The 4,339-nt window shown below is 43.2% G+C and carries 3 protein-coding genes; all 3 read left to right on the top strand.

Features of this window, described 5'->3' with window-relative positions; translation table 11 throughout:
• The first annotated feature begins 408 nt into the window (after nt 1–408).
• The 3 genes from AC805_RS07530 (at nt 409) to purT (ending at nt 4,309) form a co-directional block, all read left to right on the top strand.
• Complete coding sequence (locus tag AC805_RS07530; RefSeq protein ID WP_055074847.1) at nt 409–1,191, top strand: DUF928 domain-containing protein; 783 nt, start codon at nt 409–411, stop codon at nt 1,189–1,191.
• A 40-nt stretch (nt 1,192–1,231) separates the two neighbouring features.
• Nucleotides 1,232–2,956 (top strand): ATP-binding protein, encoded by a 1,725-nt coding sequence (locus AC805_RS07525; protein WP_055074846.1) that lies wholly within the window; start codon nt 1,232–1,234, stop codon nt 2,954–2,956.
• A gap of 177 nt (nt 2,957–3,133) precedes the next feature.
• Nucleotides 3,134–4,309, top strand: a complete 1,176-nt coding sequence (purT, locus tag AC805_RS07520; protein WP_055074845.1) for a formate-dependent phosphoribosylglycinamide formyltransferase — start codon at nt 3,134–3,136, stop codon at nt 4,307–4,309.
• The last annotated feature ends 30 nt before the right edge of the window (nt 4,310–4,339 follow it).

The raw sequence follows: 4,339 nt of genomic DNA, 5'->3' as shown, positions 1-4,339 counted from the left end.
TATAGTTGTTTTAAATAACTTGTAGACGGGCTTCGACTTCGCTCAGCCCTCGGTGTAAGCTAGCTGAGCGAAGTCGAAGCTGTAGTTTTTATTTGAATTATCTATATTTACAGACTTAAGTAGCTAGGCGCAGTTAAATATAAAATCCTAAAACCTGTAGCGCACGCTGCGCGTGCGCTACAGGTTTTGATTTTGGGTTTTAGTTATGCGCAGCTACTTAGTTACTTTTAGGGCAGCATTTTGACGTAACCATAAAAAAACTAGTAAACTGTTTAATAGTAAGATTTTTGTAATATTCTTAATTTTTTAGAATTATTGTGCGTCCTTGATTCTGTAGATGCTAGTTTTTTTCGTCGGACAAGTCTACTTTCATCAGTTAATTCAGTTAATGCTTCTAGGAATAAGGCTATGTTTCCCAAATTACTTTATCGGCACCTACATCGGCACTTTTACAGCTACTTGGTATTTTTAGCGATCGCGACTCTTTGGAAAGTCACCACATTTTCTAACTTTGTCGCAGATGCTAACGCACAAACCTTTGAGCCACCCGTAAACAATCCTGCACCCACAACAACCATTGGTGGTGGCAGGCGGGGCAGCGACGGACAATGCTTAAAGGATTTAAAGGATCTAGACCTGCATCAGAAAGATTTCAAAGCAAACTCTTCCGTAGAGTATCAGATTACGCCGCTACTTCCCCCGAACCAATTTGGGTTGACGATCTCATCCAATCCTCGATTTTTCGCCTACATTCCCAAAACTAATGCGATCGCGGTTGAGTTTACGCTTGAGAATCCCCAAGGTAAAGGGCTCGCTCGTAAAAGAATCGATCTCACAACTACTCCCAGCGTTGTTAACGTTCAATTCGATGGCTTATCCCTAGAAATCGGCAAGGATTATAAATGGCTAGTTTCCCTAGTATGCGAAACTGGCGACCCCGAAGATCATTTTGCTGAGGGCATCATTCGGCGTATCCAACCTGAGTCAAGTATGCTTGCCAAATTAGAAAAGGCAACCGCGATCGATCGAGTGTATATATACGCAAAGTTTGGTATTTGGTATGAGGCGATCGCTAATCTTGCTAATCTGCGTCTATCCCAGCCCAATAATGCTGAACTTAGAAGCAATTGGTTGAATCTACTCACATCATCCAATCTCGCGCCCTTAGCCAACAGCCCTCTCAAAAACTAAGTCGAATTAGTTATCAAAAACTAGTCACAAATAAAGCACAATGTCTACAGATTGCGAGTCTACAGATTCCGATGAGTTGATTTTCTTAGCAGAAGATGATGAAAAGGTATCTCATGTAGATGAAAAGCCAGACAATCTATCTTATCTATCTGCTATTGGCATTGTTGGGGAGCATAACCATGAGTCTCATGTCATCAATCGAGCCATAGAGATCAAAAGTAGAGCGACTTGGAAAATCCTAATTTGTGATGACGATCGCTCCGTGCATAATGTAACCAGATTAGCTCTAGAGGAGTTTAGGTTTGCGGGCAAAGGATTGGAAATATTTTCGGCGTTCTCTGGTACTGAGGGCATCGAGATTGTCGAGCAGCATCCCGACATCGCAGTGATCCTGCAAGATGTAATTATGGAGACGAATGACGCGGGGTTACATACTGTCAAATATATTCGCGAAGTCTTGCAAAATCCTTTAGTACGGATAATTCTCCGTACGGGGCAACCATCAGAGTTTCCCGAATCTTCAGTAATCTTAAACTATGACATCAATGACTATAAGTCAAAAACTGAATTAACGGAACAAAAGCTCTTTACATCCCTAGTAGCCAGCTTAAGAAGCTATAGCACGATCATCAGTCTTGCCGAAAGCAGACAAAAGCTTGCCGTACTAAATTCCCAACTTCAAACTTTTAATCAGAACTTAGAAAATCTCGTTCGAGAACGCACTATAGAACTCGAAATTGCTAAGGAAGCTGCGGATAGTGCCAATAAAGCCAAAAGTCAATTTCTTACGAATATGAGTCACGAACTCAGAACTCCCCTCAATGGAATTCTCGGCTATGCACAAGTTCTAAAAACAAGTGACGATCCGATTAAAAATCAAAAGGGTTTAGACATCATTCAACGTAGTGGCAATCACTTGCTAACTCTGATTAACGATATTCTCGACCTGTCCAAAATTGAAGCTGGTAAATTAGAGCTTGAGTACGAACCTTTTTACTTAAATGGATTGCTGACCGATCTACTCGATACATTTAAGGTGCAAGCAAGCAAGCAAAATGTAGAAATTGTCTATCGGACTATCGGGCAAATTCCCAAACTAGTTTATGGCGATGCGCGGCGATTGCGGCAAGTTCTATTTAACTTGATGGGCAATGCCATCAAATTCACTAGTGAAGGGATTGTTTCTTTGACTGTCCAAGACCTAGGCAGTAACAAAATTCGCTTTGACATTATTGATAGTGGTGTGGGGATTGCCTCGGAGGACTTGTCTAAAATATTTGAATCCTTTGAACAGGTTGGCGATCCTAAGGATATGCAATCGGGGACAGGGCTGGGTTTATCCATCAGTCAAAAGCTAGTTGCCTTGATGGGGGGCGAACTAAATGTTACTAGTGCTTTAGGTGAAGGGAGTAATTTTTGGTTAGAGATTGACTTACCTAATTATGTAAGTTCGACACCGATTAATTTGGATGCCGAGGAGGGATATCACGATGCGATTCCTTCGGAGATGTCCTCACAGCCATCTTTTACATCTCAGGCGATCGCTAGTTTTGCCAAACCAAGTCACCGAATCCTATTAAATTTCCTAGAGCTTGCCAAAAATGGTGATTTCGACGCTCTCCAAGAGACTGCAAGAGATTTACAAAAGTCGGATGCTTGCTTACAAATTTTTACTGGAGAAATAATAGAGTTGCTGAAGGGTCGCCAAATTGACAAGATTTTGAGTTATCTCTATGCACAGATGAAAGAAGGTCAAAACCCTTGATGTATGCCCAGCATCCGTAAGCTTTTTTGGCTTAGCAAACCTTACGTTGCTATAGCCAAAACCAGTATGATAAGTAGCTAAGAGCGTACCGCCCGCTACGCGGGCAGTACGCTCTCTGGTTTTGGTTTTTATGCCGAACTACTTATTGCTGTTTTGTGAAATAACGAGGTGAATTTAATGGCGATCGCATTACCAAAAAAAATCATGCTGCTAGGCTCTGGGGAACTGGGTAAGGAGTTTGTAATAGCGGCGAAAAGACTCGGTAATACAGTGATTGCGGTCGATTGCTATGATAATGCGCCAGCGATGCAAGTTGCCGATGTTCGGGAAGTCATTTCGATGTTGGATGGCGAAGCCCTCGAAGCCGTCGTCACAAAACATCAACCCGATCTAATCGTGCCAGAAGTAGAGGCAATCCGTACCGAAAAACTGATCGCACTGGAAGCGCAGGGTTACACAGTCATTCCCACAGCTACAGCCACCAACTTCACGATGAATCGAGATCGCATTCGCGATTTAGCCAGCAATGAGTTGGGCTTGCGTACTGCTAAATATGCCTATGCTACTAGCCTTGAGGAGTTGAAAACCGTTGCCGACGAAATTGGGTTTCCGAACGTAATTAAACCCGTCATGTCCTCCTCTGGCAAGGGACAATCTGTCGTTAATTCTCGCGATGAACTAGAGAAGGCTTGGGATTATGCGATCGCGGGAGCGCGAGGCGATACTGCCAAAATCATCATTGAAGAATTTATTAATTTTGAAGTCGAAATTACTCTGTTAACGATCCGTCAATGGCAGGGAGAGACTCTATTTTGTGAAGCGATCGGGCATCGGCAAGAACGCGGTGACTACCAAGAATCATGGCAACCCGTGGGCTTAACTGCGAATCAAGTCAAAGACGCGCAGGACATTGCTCGTAAAGTCACCGATAAACTCGGCGGGGCAGGGATTTTCGGCGTAGAATTTTTTATCACCAAGGATGAAGTAATTTTTTCGGAACTGTCTCCCCGTCCCCACGATACGGGAATGGTTACCCTCATCTCCCAAAATCTCAACGAATTTGAACTTCATTTACGCGCCATTTTGGGCTTACCTATTCCCACAATCGAATTGCTCAGTCCGTCCGCCAGTGCGGTCATTCTTGCTAGCGAAACAAGCAATGAGATTTTCTTTACAGGTGTAGAAGAAGCTCTAGCGATTCCCAACGTAGAAATTCGTTTATTTGGTAAACCAGATTCCCGTCCCTATCGACGCATGGGTGTGGCTTTAGCGAAGGGGAAAGATGCCGCCGATTCTCGGCAAAAGGCAACAGAAGCCGCCTCTAAGGTTAAAATCAATGATTTCCCTTCATGATTAAGTAGCTAGGCGCAATTAAATATAAAA

Source organism: Pseudanabaena sp. 'Roaring Creek' (assembly GCF_001402795.1).
Lineage (GTDB): Bacteria > Cyanobacteriota > Cyanobacteriia > Pseudanabaenales > Pseudanabaenaceae > Pseudanabaena.
The sequence above is the reverse complement of the archived record's forward strand: the minus strand, read 5'-3'. Positions and strand labels throughout refer to the sequence as shown.

Coding starts and splice junctions, on each gene's coding strand:
- AC805_RS07530 (WP_055074847.1), top strand. CDS start 409: ATGTTTCCCAAATTACTTTATCGGCACCTACATCGGCACTTTTACAGC.
- AC805_RS07525 (WP_055074846.1), top strand. CDS start 1,232: ATGTCTACAGATTGCGAGTCTACAGATTCCGATGAGTTGATTTTCTTA.
- purT (WP_055074845.1), top strand. CDS start 3,134: ATGGCGATCGCATTACCAAAAAAAATCATGCTGCTAGGCTCTGGGGAA.